Origin of the sequence: Flavobacterium flavigenum (genome assembly GCF_027111255.2) — a bacterium.
Taxonomy (GTDB): domain Bacteria; phylum Bacteroidota; class Bacteroidia; order Flavobacteriales; family Flavobacteriaceae; genus Flavobacterium; species Flavobacterium flavigenum.
This window is the reverse complement of record NZ_CP114285.2, coordinates 5,009,472-5,030,120: the sequence shown is the minus strand read 5'-3', so window position 1 is coordinate 5,030,120 and position 20,649 is coordinate 5,009,472. Positions and strand designations below refer to the sequence as shown.

At 36.7% G+C, this 20,649-nt stretch carries 16 protein-coding genes; 7 read left to right on the top strand and 9 right to left on the bottom strand.

Annotated features, from left to right (window positions below; all coding sequences use genetic code 11):
- Positions 1-3: 3 nt before the first annotated feature.
- Together OZP09_RS20920 and OZP09_RS20915 are read left to right on the top strand one after the other, a co-directional pair.
- Positions 4-2,271, top strand: a complete 2,268-nt coding sequence (locus tag OZP09_RS20920; RefSeq protein WP_281309940.1) for a Gldg family protein — start codon at positions 4-6, stop codon at positions 2,269-2,271.
- A 109-nt stretch (positions 2,272-2,380) separates the two neighbouring features.
- On the top strand, positions 2,381-5,191 hold the full coding sequence (locus tag OZP09_RS20915; protein ID WP_269235557.1) for a M16 family metallopeptidase: 2,811 nt from the start codon (positions 2,381-2,383) through the stop codon (positions 5,189-5,191).
- 245 nt (positions 5,192-5,436) lie between these two features.
- Here OZP09_RS20915 and OZP09_RS20910 read toward each other — a convergent pair whose 3' ends face one another.
- From OZP09_RS20910 to OZP09_RS20875, 8 genes are all read right to left on the bottom strand, one after another.
- Positions 5,437-5,859, bottom strand: a complete 423-nt coding sequence (locus OZP09_RS20910) for an organic hydroperoxide resistance protein (protein WP_269235556.1) — start codon at positions 5,857-5,859, stop codon at positions 5,437-5,439.
- A gap of 1 nt (position 5,860) precedes the next feature.
- On the bottom strand, positions 5,861-6,295 hold the full coding sequence (locus OZP09_RS20905) for a MarR family winged helix-turn-helix transcriptional regulator (protein ID WP_281309939.1): 435 nt from the start codon (positions 6,293-6,295) through the stop codon (positions 5,861-5,863).
- Between the two features lie 29 nt (positions 6,296-6,324).
- Positions 6,325-6,957 carry a nitroreductase family protein gene (locus tag OZP09_RS20900; protein WP_269235555.1) on the bottom strand — a complete coding sequence of 211 codons (633 nt, stop codon included), beginning with the start codon at positions 6,955-6,957 and terminating at the stop codon, positions 6,325-6,327.
- A 122-nt stretch (positions 6,958-7,079) separates the two neighbouring features.
- Positions 7,080-8,162 (bottom strand): adenylate/guanylate cyclase domain-containing protein, encoded by a 1,083-nt coding sequence (locus OZP09_RS20895; RefSeq protein WP_281309938.1) that lies wholly within the window; start codon positions 8,160-8,162, stop codon positions 7,080-7,082.
- A gap of 123 nt (positions 8,163-8,285) precedes the next feature.
- Positions 8,286-8,540: a hypothetical protein gene (locus tag OZP09_RS20890; protein WP_269235553.1), complete on the bottom strand. Its 255-nt coding sequence runs from the start codon at positions 8,538-8,540 to the stop codon at positions 8,286-8,288.
- 4 nt (positions 8,541-8,544) lie between these two features.
- A complete protein-coding gene (locus OZP09_RS20885) occupies positions 8,545-9,891 on the bottom strand; it encodes a TolC family protein (protein WP_269235552.1) in 1,347 nt (448 codons plus the stop codon).
- 30 nt (positions 9,892-9,921) lie between these two features.
- The gene (locus tag OZP09_RS20880) at positions 9,922-12,999 is read right to left on the bottom strand and encodes an efflux RND transporter permease subunit (RefSeq protein WP_281309937.1); all 3,078 of its coding nucleotides are present in this window, start codon (positions 12,997-12,999) and stop codon (positions 9,922-9,924) included.
- A gap of 12 nt (positions 13,000-13,011) precedes the next feature.
- Positions 13,012-14,055, bottom strand: a complete 1,044-nt coding sequence (locus OZP09_RS20875) for an efflux RND transporter periplasmic adaptor subunit (protein ID WP_269235551.1) — start codon at positions 14,053-14,055, stop codon at positions 13,012-13,014.
- Positions 14,056-14,187: 132 nt separating this feature from the next.
- On the opposite strand from OZP09_RS20875, the gene OZP09_RS20870 reads away from it, so the two are divergent.
- Both OZP09_RS20870 and OZP09_RS20865 read left to right on the top strand, forming a co-directional pair.
- Positions 14,188-15,081, top strand: coding sequence for a helix-turn-helix domain-containing protein (locus OZP09_RS20870; protein ID WP_281309936.1), 894 nt, complete (start codon positions 14,188-14,190; stop codon positions 15,079-15,081).
- Between the two features lie 281 nt (positions 15,082-15,362).
- Positions 15,363-17,222 (top strand): sensor histidine kinase, encoded by a 1,860-nt coding sequence (locus OZP09_RS20865; protein ID WP_281309935.1) that lies wholly within the window; start codon positions 15,363-15,365, stop codon positions 17,220-17,222.
- A 349-nt stretch (positions 17,223-17,571) separates the two neighbouring features.
- Here OZP09_RS20865 and OZP09_RS20860 read toward each other — a convergent pair whose 3' ends face one another.
- Positions 17,572-18,156 carry a TetR/AcrR family transcriptional regulator gene (locus OZP09_RS20860; protein ID WP_281309934.1) on the bottom strand — a complete coding sequence of 195 codons (585 nt, stop codon included), beginning with the start codon at positions 18,154-18,156 and terminating at the stop codon, positions 17,572-17,574.
- Between the two features lie 118 nt (positions 18,157-18,274).
- On the opposite strand from OZP09_RS20860, the gene OZP09_RS20855 reads away from it, so the two are divergent.
- From OZP09_RS20855 to OZP09_RS20845, 3 genes are all read left to right on the top strand, one after another.
- A complete protein-coding gene (locus OZP09_RS20855; RefSeq protein WP_269235546.1) occupies positions 18,275-19,075 on the top strand; it encodes an SDR family NAD(P)-dependent oxidoreductase in 801 nt (266 codons plus the stop codon).
- Between the two features lie 61 nt (positions 19,076-19,136).
- Complete coding sequence (locus tag OZP09_RS20850) at positions 19,137-20,084, top strand: NADP-dependent oxidoreductase (protein WP_269235545.1); 948 nt, start codon at positions 19,137-19,139, stop codon at positions 20,082-20,084.
- Positions 20,085-20,196: 112 nt separating this feature from the next.
- Entirely contained in the window at positions 20,197-20,580 is a 384-nt protein-coding gene (locus OZP09_RS20845) for a DUF4345 family protein (RefSeq protein ID WP_269235544.1), read from the top strand.
- Positions 20,581-20,649: the final 69 nt, after the last annotated feature.

Sequence of the window (20,649 nt, the reverse complement as noted above, 5' to 3'; positions counted from 1 at the left end):
CAAATGAGAACAATATTCCGAATTGCTAAAACAGAACTCAATACCATGTTCTATTCCCCGGTTGCATGGGTGGTTTTAGTGATATTTTCAATTCAGTCCAGCTGGAAATTTTTAAACTCTATTGAACGTTTTGAAAAAGCACAAAAAATTGGAGAAGATTTTGGTAATCTGACACAGTCTATATTTTCAGGTTTCAACGGATTGTACACTGAACTGCAAAATTATTTGTATTTGTATGTCCCGCTTTTGACAATGGGATTGGTAAGCCGTGAAATTAACAGCGGCTCTATCAAACTTTTACTTTCATCTCCAATAAAGATTAAAGATATTGTACTTGGAAAATATCTGGCCATTGCATCTTATTGTTCTTTATTTATTGCAATATTAGCCCTGCAGGTCATTATTGCCTATTTTTCTATCGACCATCTGGATTTAAAATATACAATCTCAGGCCTGATCGGTTTGTATTTACTAATCTGCACCTATGCTGCAATTGGTCTTTTTATGTCTTGTTTAACTTCTTATCAGGTCGTGGCCGCAATCAGCACTCTTGTTATTCTGGCGGGCTTAAATTTCGTTGGTAAACTATGGCAGGATATTGAATACGTAAAAGACATTACCTATTTCCTTTCAATCGCAGGCCGTGCCAATGAAATGCTTGAAGGTCTTATAATCAGCAAAGATGTATTGTATTTTATATTGGTAAGCAGCCTGTTTATTGGACTGAGCATTTACAAGCTACAGACCGGCAGAGATGCACAGAGCCTGTCCAAGCGAATTTTAAAATATACTGCTTTAGTAAGTATTGTTTTGGCATTTGGATATATTAGTTCACGTGCAGCCCTTACATTATATTATGATATGAGCCGAACCAAAAGCCGAACCCTTACACAAAACAGTTTAGATATTGTTACTAAAATGGGTGGCCCTATTAAGATTACCACTTATGTAAACTTACTGGATATCAACTATTTTACATTCATGCCCGCTTATCAAAATTATGACATTGCCAGTTTTGAGCAGTATACGCGCTTTCTGCCTCAAATTGAGATGGATTATGTGTATTATTACGATACATCAAACAATGATGCTTTGTATGCACAAAATCCGGGACTCAACGACAAAGAGCTTGCCCAGAAAATGATCGAATCCCAAGACCTAAAATTGAATAAATTAAATAGCCCTGAAGAGATCAGGAAAATAATCGATTTAAAACCCGAGCAAAACCGCGTGGTCCGAACAATAGAATACAACGGAAAGAAAACCTATTTAAGAATGTATGACGATTTGTTTAAAACACCAAGCGAAAAAGAAATTTCAGCAGCCTTAAAGCGTTTGATTGTTCCTGCTCCTAAAATTATTTTTGCCGCAGGAAATATGCAGCGCAGCATTGAGAAAAATGGAGATAAAAATTACAAAACAGGATTCAATGAGATTAGCTTCAGATATTCTCTAATCAATCAGGGATTTGATGTTGCCTCGATAGATATTAATGCCCATAATATTCCAGAGCAGACCAGTATTTTAATTATTGCCGATCCAAAAACACAATTAAGCAAGGGAGCGATTGACCGCATCTTAAAATACATCGATCAGGGAAAAAATTTAATTTTGCTGGCCGAGCCTGAAACCCATGCTGCTTTAACTGAAATAACAGACAAATTAGGTCTAAGTTTTACCCCCAAAGCATTGGTTCAGGAAAGTGAAGCAAACGCTCCGGATTATTTAGTAACTCATTTTTCCAAAGATATTGATCCAAAAAATTTCAAACTAAGCACTGATAAAAACAGCAGACCAATTCCATTTTTAGGAAGCAGCGGCATTAAAATTAAACCCGATGCAGGTTTTAAAGCAATTCCTATTTTAAAAACCAGCAGTCAGCCTGCCTGGGAATCTCAATCCGGTATCACTACTGTTTCTGCGGAATTAAAAAAACAGCCTTCATTAACAGAGATTCCTCTTCTTGTTGCCTTAACAAGAATTATCAATGGTAAAGAACAAAAAATAATTGTTGCAGGTGATGCTGATTTTATGGGTAATGCCGAGCTGAACCGAGGCGAGTCAGGGACCTTTCAATTATTTACTGATATTTTCAGCTGGCTGAGCAATTACGAATTCCCAATAGATACCACACGCCCAAAAAGTATAGACAATAAAATCACTTTAAATTCAAATCAAGTTTTTATCAATCAAATTATCTTCATCGGATTATTTCCTCTTTTAATAATTTTAAGTGCTGCTTTTTTATTAATAAGAAGAAACAGAAGATAAAAATCCTGCCATTGGTTCACTGGAAATCATATTTGCTCTACTTTTTGCCCCCCAATCAAAAAAAACGAATTGACTTTTTAATGACCACCATTGGGTAAAAAAATAGAAAATGACAACAAAAAATATCATTATTGGGATTCTCGCCTTGTCGTTTCAAGGCGCATTTTCTCAGTTCAAAACCAATATTCCGCTGGATAAAAACGTAACGACCGGAAAATTAAAAAACGGATTGACGTATTATATTCTGCATAACGAAGAGCCAAAAGACAGAGCAAGTTTCTATTTTGTTCAAAATGTTGGTGCTATTCTAGAAGATGACAATCAAAACGGATTGGCGCATTTTCTGGAACACATGGCCTTTAACGGAACAGGGCATTTTAAAGGAAAAGGAATCATTAAAATGCTGGAAAAAAATGGCGTTACTTTTGGTAAAGACATCAATGCCTACACCGCTCACGATGAAACGGTTTACAATATCAGCACGGTTCCTGTTGCCAACGAAAAACTAATTGACTCTACTCTTTGGGTTTTACACGACTGGTCTGGTTCTCTTTCTTTAACCAATGAAGAAATTGATGCTGAAAGAGGCGTTATCAGAGAAGAATGGAGAACGAGAAGAACAAGTGATTTTCGTTTAAAAATGCAGACTGATCCTGTTTTATACAAAGGTTCGAAATACAGTAAAAGAGATGTTATTGGTGATTTAAACATCATCAATAATTTCAAATATGCAGAACTTCGCAATTACTACAAAAAATGGTATCGTCCGGATTTACAAGCTGTAATTATTGTGGGAGATATTGATGTGAAGGTAATGGAGCAAAAACTAAAAGCAATATTTTCTGGTATTCCTTTAGCTAAAAAAGTGGCTGCGAGAACGTATTCCGAAATTCCGAAACATGATGATTTGTATTTTGGAACGGCATCTGACAAAGAAGCGTCCTCAACATCAATTACACTTCAATATGTTTTAGATGAACCTTTGGTAAAAGACAGTATTGTAACGCGCAAAAATGTACTGAACTCTTTTTACACGAGTATTTTAAATAATCGTTTTCGAGAATTAATTTTAAAAAATCAAGGTTCGGCATTAAATTTCAAAACTTATTTTGAACCGATTTCGAGATTAAATACTTCGTTTAACATTTCGGCTTTAGCCAAAAAAGGAAAAACAATCCAGGCATTTGAAGAAGCCTATACGGAAGCTGAACGCCTAAAACGTTTTGGTGCCGCACAAGCCGAATTAGACCGAACAAAAAAGATTTTTATAAGCTCTTATGATGATTTTCTAAGTAATAAAGATAAAGTCGACAACGACAGCTGGGCAGATAATTTGACCAATTATTTCTTAAAAGCAAAACCATTCCTTTCCCCTGAAGATGATTACAAATTAATTGTTGGTATTATAAAAAGTATCTCTTTGGAGGAATTGAATGCATATGCTAAAACTATTCAAAAACCAACAAATCAGGTGGTTTTAGTGACAGGTTCTGATCAGGATAAAAATGATTTTCCAAATAAGGATGCTGTTGTCAAGGTAATGAAAAAGGTTGAAAGTATGACTTTAGAACCTTATACTAAAAAAGAAAACAATGCCCCTTTAATAGACAAAGAATTAAAACCTGCTCCGGTCAAAAAGACATTTGAAGTTACAGGAATCGCTGATGCAAAAGGATATACTTTGGAGAATGGAGCCAATGTAATTGTTTTACCAACCACGCATTCACAGGATCAGATTGTGTTTTCTGCATTTGCAAAGGGCGGTAAATCATTAATTAAAACAGAAGATTTAGCTTCTGCTGAAATCGCTACAACAATTGCAAGATCGTCAGGTTTGGGAAATTTTGATAATATTGGTTTAAAAGAAAAACTTACCGGTAAAGTGGCACAGTCTGCCCCATTTATTGGCGAGAACACACAAGGATTCCAAGGAAGTTCTAATAAAGCCGATTTCGAGACCCTGCTGCAATTGCTTTATCTTTCTTTTGAAGCGCCTCGTTTTGAACCCAATATCTTTAATATTCTAAAAGAACAATATAAAAATCGTTTAGAAACCATTAAAAAAGATAATGGAAGCGCTTTTAAAGATTCAATCGATCTTGCAAATTCAAATCACAGCCCACGTACTTTTATTTTCAATGAAAAATTCCTCGAAACGATTGATCTTAAAAAAGCAGAAAACATTTACCGCGATCGATTCAAAAATGCATCTGATTTTACTTTTGTATTCGTCGGAAACATTCCTGAAAAAGCTTTAGATCTAATTCAGAAATATATTGGAAACTTAAAATCAAATCCAGCTTTAAAAGAAACTTTTATCGATCATAATATTGAACCGAAAAAAGGCAAAACCATAGTGCATTTTAAACGCCCAATGGAAGTGGCAAAAAGTACTGTATACTTAAATATCACAGATAAAACAGAGTACAGTAAAGAAAATGCCATGACGATGTATATTATTGGAGAACTACTTTCAAAACGTTTCCTTCAAACAATCAGAGAAGAAGAAGGCGGAAGTTACGGCGTAAATGTGGGCGGAAACCTGGAATTAATTCCAAAGCCAACTTTCAGCCTAGCGCTGACTTTTGACTGTAATCCTGATAAGCAAGAGAAATTAATGCAGATTGTCTGGAAAGAAATAAACGGTTTAAAAACAGATCCAGTAAATGCAAATGATTTAGAAGACATTAAAAAAGCTTTGTTAAAAAACAGAGAAGAATCACTTAAATCCAATTCTTTCTGGAATACAGCAATCTATAACAGCACATTAAATCAGATTCCGTTTTCAACAGATGAAGAATACAAGAGTTTAATTTCTAAAATTAACCCAAAAACTATTCAGCAGTTTAGTAAGCACGTTTTGGATAGTTCTAGTAGCGTCGAAGTTATTATGAACCCTGAAAGCCAATCAGGAAAGTAATAACTTTAAGGTACATTTTTATTTTTAATTAGTCATTAAAGGTTGTCCTCTCGGACAGCCTTTTTTGTTAAGTTATCTCCTCATTTCTATTATAGACTCTTGAGAAATGATTCCACTTTCGGCATCAAATAACTTTAATATTCCCTTGGACATTACCGTGAATTATTTAAATTCTTAAATCTTTACAAAATAAAAAATCTGCATCAAAAGAAGCAGATTTTTTTATATAATTTACAAAAACAACCTTAATTATTGGTCACCGAGAGCTTAACTTCAACATTGGATCTTGTCGCATTGGAATAAGGACAGATCTGATGCGCTTTTTGTGTCAATTCCTGAGCCTGTTCAATACTAACTCCCGGAATATTCACATCGAGCTCTGCTGCAAGACCAAAACCGCCGTCTTCATTCTGCCCGATGCTTACCTGGGCAGCAACTGAAGTTTCACCGGTCTGGATTTTGGATTTACTGATAACCAGATTCAAGGCGCTGTCAAAACAAGCCGCATATCCTGCTGCGAAAAGCATTTCCGGATTGGTAAAATCATCACTAATTCCGCCCAGAGCTTTGGGCATCCTTACCTCAAGCTCTAAAATTCCGTTTTCGCTTTTTACCTGTCCGTTTCTTCCACCTTTTGCCGTAACGCTTGTTGTATATAATGTTTTCATGTTATTTTTGAATTTTATTTAAAATTTTCTGAACAGTTTCTTTGAGTTCGGATAGATCTTCTGTTGTCAGATTTAGTTTTTCCTGCATTTTTACCGGAATTTCACATGCTTTTCCCTGTAAATTCCTTCCCTTATCAGCTAGAAAAACTTCAACCACTCTTTCATCTTCTTTTTTTCTTTTCCTAATAATAAAACCCTTTACTTCAAGTCTTTTCAAAAGCGGTGTTAGAGTACCGCTGTCCAGAAACAGTTTTTCGCCGACCTGATTTACAGTCAATCCATCCTTCTCCCAAAGCACCATCATTACAAGATACTGCGGGTAGGTAATATCGAGCTTTTCAAGAAACGGCCGGTACAAACCTATAATTTCTTTTGAAATAACGTAAAGCGGAAAACAAAGCTGGTTTTCCAATTGGGGCGGGTGGTTATCTTGCATAATCTAATGGCAAAAAGTAAAGTAAAAAACTATTTTCTGATAATAAATTCCTCCATAGGAATTCTAACTTTCTTCATATGAGAGAGCCAGTCGTTTTCGGTGTCTCTGTAACCCAGATATAAAAGCGTAACGCTTTTTAAACCTAATTCCCCTAGATTCAAAATCTCATCTACCACTTTATTACTGAAACCTTCAGCCGGAGTAGAATCGACCTTGAGTTCAGCTGCCTGGGCCAGTGCAAGACCCAGTGCAATATAGGTTTGTCTTGCCGTGTGCGCAAAATGCTGTTCAGGAGTTTGAGCTCCGTAAATTTGCTTGATCTGATCAGTATAACTGCTGAAACGGCCTCTTGGCAATTCTCTAACATCAGTGTGATGATCATAAACCTTGTCGATTTTCTCATCAGAGTAACTATCCCATGCAGCAAAAACAAGCACATGGGAACAATCCCTCATAACTTCTGGATTTAAGGCACCTTTAACCATATTCTCTTTCAACTGCTGATTTTCTACCACAATTACACGGAAAGGCTGCAGACCAGAGGAAGTCGGAGCCAGTCTGGCAGCTTCTAAAATTTTACTTAAATCTTCTTCTGATACTTTCTTTGCGGGATCATACGCTTTTACGGCATGTCTCCAGTTTAAATCTTCTAGTAACGGCATTATTTCTTATTTTATAAATTAAAAATTCAAATATTAATTTTTTGATAATGCAAATATACAAAGATTAAAATTGCGCGCAATTTAATTTTGTAAAATATATTTTTTTTTGAGAAGATATAGTTTTACTTCTTCAGAATATAAGCCCGGCTGATATTTGGAATTCCCTTTAGCAGCAAACCATCCACAGCATGAAAATCATAATTTTCATAATGTTTTACTTTGGAAAAAAAACTTTCTGAAATAACCATTTCAGCGTTCCTTTCCTTACCTATTTTCTGAAGCCGGGAACAAATATTCAAGGTGTCACCAAAATACGCAGCCTCCCTCTTTACATCTCCTACCAAGGCAATAGACACCATTCCGCTGTTAATTGACGCCCTGAATTTTGGCTTTACATTATAGAGTAACATATAGTGTTCACTACGTTTCTCCAGCAATTGCTTATAGCTAAGATACAAGCCGATACAATCAGATGGCGCAAAACCTTTTTTTACTTTCCAGGTAATAACAGCCTCATCACCAATAAACTGATAGATTGACCCATCGAACTGCAAAACGACATCGGAAAGATCTGCAAAGCAATCCTGCATGAGCCTGCTGAAAAGGCATGGACCTAACTGCTGCACCAAAGGGGTTGAATCTGTCATGTCTAAAAATAAAAATACCCGCTCTTCCTCCCTAGGTGTCATATAGGTCCCTTTAAAAAAGTCCGTAAAGTAATTTTTTCCTACACTGCGTTTAAGCAGAACTGCCGCTGTGATAAAACTTTCAACTACTATTGCATAAACAGCAATGGTCAGCAATAAACTAAAATTAAAAGAATTCAGATTACCTTCATAGAAAAATAAGTAGAACACTATCGATAAAAACAGTATAACCAGCATTACGCTGATAAGCCGCAGCGCAAGAGTATGTTCAAATTTGCTTTTTCTCATTCTGGGATAAACATACAGATGCGTCAGCCCCATCGGAATACTAATTAATCCCGATAAAAAAAAGACGGTCAGATAAATACGTCCGCTGCTTACCCAGGACTGCAGACTATAACTCTGATAAATAAAACGATGCGGAATATCATTAATTTTTATAAATACAAAAAGCAGCGCCGCCGCGATCCATAAAACCGCTATAAGCAAAAGCTCTTTTAATTCAAAATCCCTTTTATTACTCTTTCTTCTCTCTTCCGAAACATTTTTTTTTTTCATATTTGATCTTCTAAAACCAGTACCAGTTCTCTCTTATATCAGCATCTTTTGCATAACGGCAAAAGATGCTGTCTTTAATATGAGCTATTGCTTAAGAGTTATGATGCAGAACCTCAATTATTCTCATTGCAGAGAGTGCTCTGCCTTTTGATCTTCCAAATCGTAATAAACAACATACTCCAAATTATAATAATCGAGTATGGTATTTATTTCACAGCTATAAAGCATACAATTCGAAATTCTTATTATTTCCAAATCCTCGATAAATTCATATTTCAGGCTCGAACTTATTGCTTCAAGATCTTCCCTGAGCCAGAATTCATCATATCTGTCTTTAAAGTTAACTTTGAAAAAACAGGTGTAGTGAGTTCTTTTCATGGTTCTATCGAGCTGTTACCTGCAGATATTTTGTCAATGCAATTTTATACTGGCTTTTAGCTTCAATTAGCTTATCGTTTGTTTCTATCTTTAACACCTGCGCTTCCAGCAGATCCGAGAGCTGAATCATGCCATTGTTATAGCTTTTCTGGCTTACAGCTAAATTTTCCTCAGTCTGAAGAAGCGCTGCCTGAATCAAATGTATTTTCTCATTTAATTCCACTACGTCTGTCCATGACTTTTCCATTTGCAGCAGCAATAATCCTTTACTGTCTTCCAATGAGTTTTTAGTAATGGATTCGCGTAATTTAAGCTCATTTAATTTATGCTTTGCACCCCACCAGTCAGAAATAGGAACAGTTAGCGAAGCATAAGCCATCCCGTTGCCAGCTCCGCTTACATTGCTTTCAAACTGATCCAGATAATAAGCTGTAACCCCGACTCCCAGACTGGGCATATAATCCGCTCTTTTTAGCTTCGTTTCCAGTTTTGAAGCCTCTACAGCTTTCTCAAAAAGCTGGTATTCCGCACGGTGTGCCAGTACTGTGTTATGCGCAACAAAATAATTTCCAGGTTCAGATAAATCGGCCAGACTGCTGCTCAGAATAATTTCAGGATTGTACTCTGCTCCTATGGTCTGGCAAAGACGCATCAGAGCAAGTTTCCTTTCATTGGCAAGCTGTATTTTATTTACCTGAAGTTCCTGCTGCTTGATTGTTACTTTAAGAAGATCATTCTTAATTATCATACCGCTTTTAAAAGCGGTATTGACCTGTCTGTAAAGTGTATCCAAAAACTGAATATACCCTTCGAGTGTTTTTTGCTTTTCCTTCACAATTACAACCTGCCAGTACTGCTGCTCGGCTTTAAGAACGATTTCATCTGCTGTTAAATGCTGCTGTTGCTCCTTTACCTCAACATTAAGACTTGTAAGATTGTTGGCTGTTTTAATCTTTCCTCCCGCGTAAAGGGGCTGCAGAACATTTATATAACCTAATCCAGCCTGATTAAAGAGTCCCATATTAACATCGGGCATGTAAGCAAATTGGGATGCGCCGGCTAAATTGGCTGCGCTGCCATCGTATACAGGCAGGTTCCCGCCTTTCATTTTGATTTCCAAAAGAGGATCCAAAGCTTTCATTCCAATAGCCGAAGCAGTAACTTTTGGAAAATAATTGGTAAACATCTCCTGCTTGGATTGCTTTGCGGCTTCAAGCTCAAGGATACTGTTCTTTACCTTACTATTGTTTTTTACAGCCATGCTTTTGATCTGCTCCACTGTAAGCTGTGTCTGACCATATCCAGAACAGATTGTCGTGAGGATCAGTGCTAGTATTTGTAAGTTTTTCATTTTTTCCTGTTTATTTTTAAGCACTTACGCTCAAATCTTATTTTTATAAGTCATCCAATACAGCAGCGGGAGCATGGTAAGGATAAATACCATAGATATTAAAGTCCCGAAAAATATTACCGTTCCCATTGGTCCCCAAAGAGGACTCTTGCTGATAATCATAGGTATAACCCCCATTGACGCTGCAAGTGATGTAAGCAGTATGGGCCTCATCCTTCTCTTTCCTGCTTCCATGCAGGCTTCAAGGACCGTCATCTTAGCGTGACTGCGGAGCTCTTCAATATAATCATACATGATAATTCCGTTTCTTACAATGATTCCTATCAGACTCACCAGCCCCAGAACTGCTGTCATGCTGAATTCCATGTCCATAAGCCAGAGACCAAATGCGGCTCCGAAGAAACTAAACGATGTTGAGGCAAATACCAGAGAAGCAAGGCTTACCTTTCTAAAATGAAAAACCAGTATAAAGAAAATAATGGTTATCGAGATCAGAAGGCCTGCTGCAATTTTTGGAAGCTGGTCATTGGTATCCTCCTTTATCCCGCCATAGGAAACAGCAATATTGCTGCTGTCTATTTCTTTTGACATTTTCTCCACAATATCCTCTACTTCAGATTGCGTCCTGTTGGCTTTATTTCCCCTCTTAAGGTCGATGTAAACCGAGAGTGTGCGCACTCCGTTTCTGCGAACAATCTGTCCTTCATTCCAGCCGTTTGTAACCCTGGCTACCTGCCTAAGGGGAACAGCCGGTGTAAAGAGTCCTGAAACATATTCATTCTCAACATCTGACCCTTCAGGGTCTTTTCCCTGCCACTTTGATTTAAGCACTACAGGAACTTTATAATCCCCTTCCCATACTGTTGTGATCGGAAGCCCTCCAAATCTTGAGGTAAGGCCAATTCCCAAAAGTCCTTCATTGATGCCTAATCGGTTTGATTCTACAGGATCCAAACTAATGGAAATATCAGGAAGTATCTCTTCATAATTAGTATAAATTCTTTGGGGCGCTTTTAGTTTTTTGATCTCAGCCTGAAGTTTTGCTGCAACCGCTTTTAAATCTGAAATGCTGTCACCGCTCAGGCGAACCTCTATATCGGCATCCACACCAGCCTGATAATCCAGCTGTTTGAATTTTATATAAGCATTGGGATAAGCTCTGGCATATTTTTCAGAATATTCGTCCAACAGCTCAATTGTAGCTTTACTTGATACGGTGTTTACAATAAACTGTGCAAAATTAGGCCCCCCGATTTTAGGTGCATAAGTGGTATGAAACCTTGGAGATCCTGTACCCATAAAAGTGGTTATAGACCGGATACGCTTGTCTTTTGATAGCACCTTGGCCAGATCTTTTGCAACGGTTTCTGTCTGAGCAAGCGCACTTGCCTGAGGCAGGAATATTTCTACTGCAAACTGATTCCGGTCTGCTGTCGGAAGTATCTTCAAAGGCAGATTAACAAACATTGCAAGCCCTGCTGCAACGAAAACAAGACCGATGACAAAAGTGATTTTTGGAAAAAGAAATACTTTTTTAAGCACTGCATCATAAAAAGACTGGACATAATCCATAAAGGATTTATGACGCTTTTTGCCTGCCGGCGCTGAATGGATTCCTTTCTTAATAAAAAAGTACTGCAGAAAGGGAACAAACAAAACTGCAATAGCAAGAGAAATGGATAAGGTAATCAATATAGTCCATGGAAAAGCACTTAGGAAATCATACATCATCCCAGTAAAGGTGATCAGAAAAGGAAAAAATGTAATTCCGATGGCCAGCGTAGCCGAAAATATTGCTTTGAAATATTCTCGGGCGCTTTCAATGGCTGCTTTTTTTCTATCGATCCCTTCATCAAGTTTTTCCAGATAGCTGTCCACAATAACTATCGAATTATCTACAATCATTCCCAGAACGACAATAAGTGCCGCAAGGGTTACCGTATTGAGCTCAATTCCAACGGCAAACATGATTCCCAGCGAGATAAATATCGTAATTGGAATGGTAGAAGCCGCCACCCCTGCAACACGTATGGGAAGAAAAACAACTGTAACGAGTATAACGGCGATAATTGCAATAACCAATTCCTCTAAAAAAGAACTAATAGAAGCATCAACAACTTGCGGCTGATCTGCAATTCGGTAAATTTTTACATCAGAAGGGAGTGTTTTCTCAAAATCCTTCAATACATTATCTACATCTTTACCATATTGGACAATGTTATAGCCAGGGCGCATTTCTGTTGAAAGAACTAGGCTCTTTTTTCCATTACTTACGGTATAGCTTGAAGCTTTAGGATATTCCCGCACTACTTCTGCTACATCTTTTAGCCGTATATGGTTCCCCTGGGGATCAGAATAGATAATTTGCTCTTCCAAATCACGCTCTGACGAAAACGGCCTTGCGATATGAATGGGCACTACCATCTGATCATTATCAATCACTCCTGAGGGCCCAATCATTCCCTTTGTTAAAAGTGTCTGGTAAAGGCTGTAGAGATTGATGCTGTAACTGGCCACTTTTTCCTTGTCAACATAAATGCTCAACTGCTCGTTCTGAACCCCATAACGTCTTAAATTCGATACAGACTCCACCGCTCTTAATTTATTTTCTAAAGCCTCAAGATATTCTTTAAGCTGTCGGTAGGTTTTGGTATCGGATTCCAAAGCAATTAAAAGCGCCGAGGTATCACCAAAATCATCATTTGCAATCACAGCAAGCACCCCAGAGGGAAGCTGCATTTTAAAATTGGAAAGGCCATGCTTTATTTTAGACCATACTTCATCCTTATTGGCTACCTCGTCGTTTAATTCGACAAAAATGTATACCATTCCGTCTCTTGACTGGGAATAGGTTTTTGACTTTTTTACTTCCTTGTAAGTGAAAAGAAAGTTTTCAAGGGGTTTGGCAAGCTGCTGTTCCACTTCAGCTGATGCTGCGCCGGGATAAACCCCAACTACAACTCCCTGACGTATTGTAAATACAGGAAACTCCTGCTTAGGCATTTTATATAAGGCGAACATGCCAAATACTACCAGGGTGATGATAAGCAGCAATACAATTTTATTGTATTTGATTGCCGCTGCTATAATTCCATTATTTTTATCCATTTGAACTTTTAATTAATTAGCCGCTTTTACGATGGTTCCCTCACTAATATTCTGATATCCGGCTATGATTAAATTATCCCCTTCCTTAAGACCTTCTATTATCTTAACCCCATTTTGGGAAAGGCTTCCCAGCTTTACTTCCTTATACACGGCCTTATTCTCTTTATCCATAAGCCACACAAATCTGTTACCTGAATAGTCTACCTGCACGGCAGTGATAGGTACAATAATGCTGTTCTTTGAAGCGGTGCTCCCCAAATAGGCACGGCACACCATTCCCGGAACAATTCTCCCTGAAGGATTCTTTACAAGCAGTTTTATATCATAAGTGTGGGAAACCGGATTGGCAGTAACACCTTTTTCAACTAGTATTCCTTGAAAAACTGCATTAGAGAGAGCAGAAATAATCACTTTGGCTTTATTTCCTTCACGCATTTCGGAAATTTCCCCCTCAGGTATTGCGGCCTTTATTTTTACATTATCAATATTGATAATAGTAAAAACGGGACTGCCTGGCATAACATTGGCACCTGTTTCAACGAGTTTTTTACCGACAACACCACTCTGAGGGGCATAAATTGTGCATTGCTGCAGGTTTTTCCTTGCAATTTCTTCACTTGCCCTTGCCTGTTCTAATTTCGTCTTGGCATCTACAAATTGAATTTCGGGAAGACTTTTATCCTCGTGCATAGAAGAAAGCCGCTTATAAGCATCCTGAGCCTGCTTCAATGCTGCTACAGATAGATCATGAACATTTTTTTGGGTCGTGATATTAAGCCTGGCAAGCAGCTGCCCCTTTTCTACTTTCTGTCCCTCAGCGGCATACATCTGTTCAATTGTTCCCGGCAGAATAAAACTGACATCTACTGTCTTATCACTTTCAACAGTTCCAATATATTCCTGGGGATATGAATCAGTATCTGAACTGATGCTCTGAATCCTCACAGGAACAGCATCCGAGAGTTTCTGGCTTTCTTTAGAAGTACAGGAAAATAGCATCAAGAGCATTACTGATACTCCTAAAAGCGGGAATGGTATAAATTTCAACTTGTTCATTTTCTCTTTAATTAGGTTTAAGTATGTCGCAAAGATCTTAGATTAGCAGACTTTACCAGAAATCAAATTTTCTTCAATACTGTTCAAAATGTCGCTTTTTACTATCTTTACCCATAAAAAGATCAATACGTCATGAATAGAGAACCCTATAGTAAAATCTCAATTGACCATTTTGCAAAACAGCTTCATGTAGATGTGCTGACCCAAACCGAAGGGTTCATTATTTCAAGAAATTCTACCAAGGTCCAAGAACATGCCATTGATTTCAATCATCCTCACATAGTGGAAGGGATAGCTTTGGTTTTTTGTAAAAAAGGGAGCGGTAAAATTGGTATAAACCTAATTGAATATGATGTAGCTGAAAATACACTGCTTCTGATAATGCCTCAGAGCATTATACAGATAAATGAACAAAGCAAAAACCTTAGGATAGAGTTCCTCTTATTCACATTCGACTTTATTTCAACTATTAAACTTCCCATACCAGTGGGAAATATTGTAAAAATAATAGAAGAAAAAACGTGCTGGCAATTAGCGCCCAAACAGTTTAAAGAATTTCTTTTAGTTCACCAACTGATTGTTAATCAGTATCAAAAACAAGTTTTGTACCGGGAACCTATTATTAGAAGTTTTTTGTCTGCACTGCTGCATCAAATATTACAGCTGTACTCTTCGAAAAACAGCAATACTGTTTTAGAATATAAAAACCGTAAAGAAGAAATTCAGATGAAGTTCGCAAGGCTGCTTTATGAACATTATAAAACTCAAAGAAGTGTTCAGTTTTATGCTGAAAAACTGCACTTAACACCTAAATATTTTTCTAAAATAATAATGGAAGTAAATGGAAAATCAGTACTGGAATTGATCGACGAAATGGTAATCATGGCTGCTAAGGCGCTTTTAAAAAGTTCTAATTTAACTGTATCACAGATTGCCGATGAGTTAAATTTTGCCAATCCGTCTTTTTTTGGAACCTACTTTAAAAAAAGAACAGGATTTACTCCCTTACTATATAGGGAACATTAGAAGATTTTTATCCTAAAAAACCAGACAGAAACTAAATTTTTATGGGAATTCAGAAGTAAAGATCGATTGCTGTATAATAATTTGTTTGTATTATATTGAATGCTACTTTTGCAGAAATATTATTAAAATCAAAAAAAGCAATTGTCAAAAAATGTTAAAATGAAGATTTATTAGCTGTAATAATATTAAATTTCATTTAAATTTAATATTACTGTAGATTCTATAACCAAACGTTCCCGATTTTCACATTCGAGTGATATTATATTCAATAAAACAGCACAATGAAAAAGTTTTTACTATGCAGCATTCTTTGGTTTATTTCATCATATTACTGCATAGCCCAGCAGGCAGAAATTGCCAAACTTAAAAAAGTGCTGCCTCATATTGAGAATAAAGAATCTTATATTGATGCGATCAACCGGCTTGCTTTACTATCCCACCTGCGCTACAGAGACTCCTGTCTCATATACTCGGAACAATCCTTATCTCTTGCAAGAAAAGCATCTTATCAAAAAGGTATTGCCGATGCACTGAACTGCCAGGGTATATTTTTTATTTCAGTTAATAATTATCAGTCGGCCCATTATTTTAATGACGCCCTTGAAATTTACAGAAGACTCGGAGATAAAGAAAATGAAAGCCAAATGCTTATGAACATCAGCATCTTGCTTTTTACGGATAAGCATGAGAAAGAAGCCTTGAAATATATTTACAAAGCGGAAGACCTCAGCAGAAATCTTGATAAAGATTCCATACGAAGCATTATCCTTAGCGACATACTCACACTCGACCCAAAACTAACTGCTTATCAGAGGGATTCCATCTTCAGGAAGGGATTAGATATAGCACATAAGTATAAGGACTACCGTATGATTATTTCTTATGAAAATAATAGGGGCACCATGCTCTATAACCAAGGCAGGCGTTTGGATGGTTTGAAAATTCTTTTGCAGTCTGAGAAAATGGCCGACAGCGTGGGATGTGAATATGTTAAAGTTTCAGCCTTGATGACTATTGGCGAAATGTTTCTCGACCTTGGACGTGACAAGGAAGGGATTTCTTATTATAAAAAAGGCTTAAAAATCAGTGATCAGTACGGATATCCTGAACGCTCGCTTGTTTTTGCCGAACGCCTTTATCAATATTTCATTTTAAAAAACAATACAGCAGAAGCACTTGAATATGCAGGGATTGTCATAGAAAGAAAAGATCATTTAAAACATGCAACCAGTAAATCCGGCTACAATTACGTATCCTATGTAAAACAGCAATCTATTCTTGGTCAAATGGAACGTGAACAACGGTTTCATTATTATCTTATTATTTTTTTGTCTATCGGACTGACAGCACTTTCGTTTATAGCATTTTTGCTTTGGAAACGGTACAAGGATAAGAAGCGCATTACAGCAGTACAAGATGAACTGCGCAAAGCTCTGACTGCACAAAACAAACAGCTTGAAGACCGCAATAAATTCAAAGCCATGCTTATAGCTGTCTTGGCTCATGATGTTCGCCAGCCTTTTGCAAACACTATAATGACAGCTAATCTGCTGAGCGAGCAAAGCGATTTTTTTTCAGACCTTGAAAAAAAAGAGCTCTTAAAAGAATTGGAAAGCAATGCTAAAGAAAGCATTTTTTTTATGGACGGTATCCTTGAATGGGTGAAAGCAAAAAAAGACGGATATGCTTTTAAAAAAGAAGAATTAGATATTGCTTCATTAATAGAAGACGCCAATAGTTTTTTTACTTCTGTACAAAAAAGTAAAAAAATTCAGCTGCACTACACTATTGGCCAAACAGCAAAACTGTATGCCAATAAAATGGTATTATTATTTACTATAAGAAATCTGCTCCACAATGCATTAAAATTCTCTGCTCCCGGGACGGTAATCTTAGTTAATGCCATAAATGAGAATAATATAACTACCATTTCCATAAAAGATCATGGCAGAGGAATAACAAAAGAAAATCTCTCCAATCTTTTTCACCCGAAAATGAATCAAGATAATCCTTTTGGAAAAGGAGCAGGTGTTGCACTAGCCATGTGCTATGAGATGCTGGCACAAACAAATTGTGCTATTCGGGTAGAGAGTGAAATTGGAAAAGGGACAACTTTTTTTATCGATTGTCCAAATAAATAAAATTGGAGGCTGGCAAAAAATTTGATACAGACAATTTAAACAGCATGTATTTAATCTAAAATAGTAAACAAAATTATCTTTGCTGATACGCATTACCATAATGATGGAGGTCTATCTGCTCTGTAAAATAAGAGGTAAAATCGACCGTTGATTCGCATAATACCCCACAGGCTAAGAAATCCAGCAGAAGCTGCTGTGCCTCGGTATATGGAACGTCTGGATAACGCTGCACCATAAAGATATATCAAAAACTAAAAGAAAGAGTGAAACCAGCAATAAATACCATAAGGCAAGGCTCATATTAGTTAGTGCATTTTCTTAAAATTTTTAAAAGATTTTATAAATCACATTAATTTTGACTGCAGAGCACCTTGGCGGCAGATTTAGCTAATTTAATTGGCAACGAACTTTCAGTCCCTTTGCTTCGCAGAATTGCGCCTTCAAATAACATGATAATCTGAATAGACAGCAGTTTACTTTCTTTAATTTTTGCCTCTGAAAGATACTTTTCAATTAGCACTATTAATGAATTAGTATGGTCATCACAGGCTGATTCTATTTCTGCAGCCTTATGGGCATATTCCGTTTTTGCATTCATTGCAAAGCAGCCGTCAAGATTGCCGGCATCTACTAATTCTTTAAGAAAATCAAAAATCATTAAAGCCTTATCAACTGATTTGTCTACTGCAGATTTTTCTATATAATCAGTTATTGCTCCATATGTGATCTTGTGGTAATAATTAACGGCAGCAATAATCAGACCCTCTTTTGATTCGAAGTGTTTGTAAAGTGTCCGCTTGGATATTCCAGTACTCTCAACAATGGCATCTACGCCAGTGGCATGAAAGCCGTTTTTGTAAAAAATATCATAAGCACTTTTAATCATTTTGTCCCTTTTTTGGGATTTTGATACTTGATTTGTTTTTTTTTCCATGAATAAAAAAATTTATTGCAAATGTAAACTAAACGGTTTACATTTGCAATATGTAAACCGATCTGTTTACATATTAATTATAAATCTAAAAATATACAATAATTAAAAAATTTTCAAAATGAAAGAAAAAAGTAAAATGGGCACTGCGGTAGTAACTGGTGCATCTTCTGGTTTAGGTGAGGTATTTGCAGAGAGATTGGCACAACGCGGCTATGATTTAAAATTGGTAGCACGTCGTAAGCATAAGCTGGATGTAATTGCAGAAAAACTGGAAAGCAAATACGGCATTAAGGTAACCCCTTTAGCAGCAGATTTAGGCCTTGATGCAGATTTAGAAAAAGTGGCCGAAGAGGTAAGAAATGATAAGAGCATAACATTGCTTATCAATAATGCAGGCACCTCTACACTTAGTTCAGTTACTAAAACCAGCGTGATAAAGCAAAAGGAAATGGTTAATGTAAATATTACTGCGCTTATGCAATTATCTAATGCCGTTCTCCCTCAGTTTTTAGAGAAAAACGAAGGCACTTTAATTAATATAGCTTCGGTGCTTGGATTTTATTCCTTACCTATAAGTGCTGTCTACAGCGGCACAAAAGGATTTGTAATTCAGTATACCAAAGGGCTCCAGGAAGAAGTAAAAGGAACAAAGATCCATATTCAATTGGTAAATCCTGCAACTACTGCAACAGAATTATGGGAAGTTGGCGGGGTTCCGCTCTCTGCATTAGAACAGTCGACAATAATGACATCTGAAAATTGTGTTGATGCCATTCTTTCTGGACTGGATAATGGTGAATTAGTGACCCATCCGTCTGTAAACGATCAAAATCTAATTGATCTTTATGAAGAAGTCCGTATAAAATTATTGCAGGGTTCACAAACTGGCCAGCCTGCAGAGCGATATAATATAAATTAGAAATTTAGCCCCTTACTTATGGGATTTTAGAAAAAATATTCTTAAAAAATAAAAAATATAAATGAAAACAATAATTTTAAACGAACCGGGCAGTGTTGATAATCTGTTATATGCAGAAAGCGCAAAACCAAGTATCAATACCAATGAAGTTTTAGTAAAAACAATCTCATTGAGTGTGAACGTAATTGATTATAAAGTAAGATCAAATGAAGGCGCATTGAATTGGATTCTCGGTGCGGACAGACCTGCAGTTATTGGCTGGGATTTGTCAGGAACCGTAGTTGAAGTTGGTAATGACGTGAGCGATTTCAAAATAGGCGATGAAGTTTTTGGAATGGCGAATTTTCCAGGAAAAGGAAATGCTTATGCTGAATTTGTTGCAGTCCCATCTGCACATTTAACCTTAAAACCTAAAGCTGTTTCCCATCAGGAAGCTGCATCGGCGACACTTGCCGCCCTTACCGCCTGGCAGGCCTTGGCAGAAAAAGGGAATATAAAAAAAGGAGACAAAGTCTTAATTCATGCAGCCTCGGGCGGTGTAGGTCATTACGCTACACAAATTGCTAAACATTTTGGAGCTTATGTAATAGGAACATCATCGGCGAAAAACAAAGATTTTATTTTACAGAATGGAGCAGATCAACATATCGATTATACAGCAGAAAATTTTCAGCAAATAGTTTCAGATGCTGATTTTGTACTGGATACTCTTGGAGGCGATACTATTTTAAAATCCTTGGATGTTGTAAAACAGGGCGGAACAATTATTTCAATTGCATCCAGCAGTTTTTCTGCCCAAGAACTTGAAAAAGCAAAAGCAAAAGAGGTCAATTTATCATTTTTGCTTGTAGCGTCATCCGGTAAAAATATGCTGCAGCTTGCTGAGCTATTGGAAAAAGGCATCATTAAATCGCACGTTTCTAAAATATTTGCTTTTGAGCAGATGAGAGAGGCACATTTGTATTTAGAAAAAGGCAGAACCGTTGGTAAAATTGTGGTTAATCTTTAAGAGAAGATAAAAATAAATGATTATTATACTTTTTCGCATGTATCTTTACAATGGTTTAAAACAAATATATGAAGCCAAAATCCAGATATATGCGAAATTTTAAAATGAAAAAATGAAACAGCTAATCAATATTTTAGTAGTACTGGCAATTCTTCCTTTATTGGTTTTAGGGTTAGTAAATGTATTTGCTCCCTTAAATACTTTTGAATTGTACGGCATTAAGCCATTAGGGATAATGACTTACAGCACCTTTAGAGGTGCCATTGGCGGCATGCTCATCGGAGGAGGTTTAATAATGCTTATGGGGCTAATCACCAAAAATAAAACCTGGTATCAAGCATCCTTTTTACTAATAAGCGTAATATTGATCTGCAGAATTATCAGCGTAGTATTTGACGGTTACACAAATGATTTATTGCCGGCAGGCATAACCGAACTTTACATTATCATAGTAATGTATTTTGCATCAAAACAACTAGGTCATTCTAAAAATTAAGCTCAATTACATTGATCTGTTATAGTAAAAGCTGCCAAAAACAGATATTTGCCTCAAATTTATATCGTT

What these genes read in the sequence shown, in the direction of transcription:
- OZP09_RS20860 (WP_281309934.1), bottom strand. Translation starts at nt 18,156, where the DNA reads ATGGAAAAAAAAACAAATCAAGTATCAAAATCCCAAAAAAGGGACAAA.
- OZP09_RS20875 (WP_269235551.1), bottom strand. Translation starts at nt 14,055, where the DNA reads ATGAACAAGTTGAAATTTATACCATTCCCGCTTTTAGGAGTATCAGTA.
- OZP09_RS20855 (WP_269235546.1), top strand. Translation starts at nt 18,275, where the DNA reads ATGAAAGAAAAAAGTAAAATGGGCACTGCGGTAGTAACTGGTGCATCT.
- OZP09_RS20915 (WP_269235557.1), top strand. Translation starts at nt 2,381, where the DNA reads ATGACAACAAAAAATATCATTATTGGGATTCTCGCCTTGTCGTTTCAA.
- OZP09_RS20905 (WP_281309939.1), bottom strand. Translation starts at nt 6,295, where the DNA reads ATGCAAGATAACCACCCGCCCCAATTGGAAAACCAGCTTTGTTTTCCG.
- OZP09_RS20865 (WP_281309935.1), top strand. Translation starts at nt 15,363, where the DNA reads ATGAAAAAGTTTTTACTATGCAGCATTCTTTGGTTTATTTCATCATAT.
- OZP09_RS20845 (WP_269235544.1), top strand. Translation starts at nt 20,197, where the DNA reads ATGAAACAGCTAATCAATATTTTAGTAGTACTGGCAATTCTTCCTTTA.
- OZP09_RS20910 (WP_269235556.1), bottom strand. Translation starts at nt 5,859, where the DNA reads ATGAAAACATTATATACAACAAGCGTTACGGCAAAAGGTGGAAGAAAC.
- OZP09_RS20920 (WP_281309940.1), top strand. Translation starts at nt 4, where the DNA reads ATGAGAACAATATTCCGAATTGCTAAAACAGAACTCAATACCATGTTC.
- OZP09_RS20900 (WP_269235555.1), bottom strand. Translation starts at nt 6,957, where the DNA reads ATGCCGTTACTAGAAGATTTAAACTGGAGACATGCCGTAAAAGCGTAT.
- OZP09_RS20850 (WP_269235545.1), top strand. Translation starts at nt 19,137, where the DNA reads ATGAAAACAATAATTTTAAACGAACCGGGCAGTGTTGATAATCTGTTA.
- OZP09_RS20880 (WP_281309937.1), bottom strand. Translation starts at nt 12,999, where the DNA reads ATGGATAAAAATAATGGAATTATAGCAGCGGCAATCAAATACAATAAA.
- OZP09_RS20885 (WP_269235552.1), bottom strand. Translation starts at nt 9,891, where the DNA reads ATGAAAAACTTACAAATACTAGCACTGATCCTCACGACAATCTGTTCT.
- OZP09_RS20870 (WP_281309936.1), top strand. Translation starts at nt 14,188, where the DNA reads ATGAATAGAGAACCCTATAGTAAAATCTCAATTGACCATTTTGCAAAA.
- OZP09_RS20895 (WP_281309938.1), bottom strand. Translation starts at nt 8,162, where the DNA reads ATGAAAAAAAAAAATGTTTCGGAAGAGAGAAGAAAGAGTAATAAAAGG.
- OZP09_RS20890 (WP_269235553.1), bottom strand. Translation starts at nt 8,540, where the DNA reads ATGAAAAGAACTCACTACACCTGTTTTTTCAAAGTTAACTTTAAAGAC.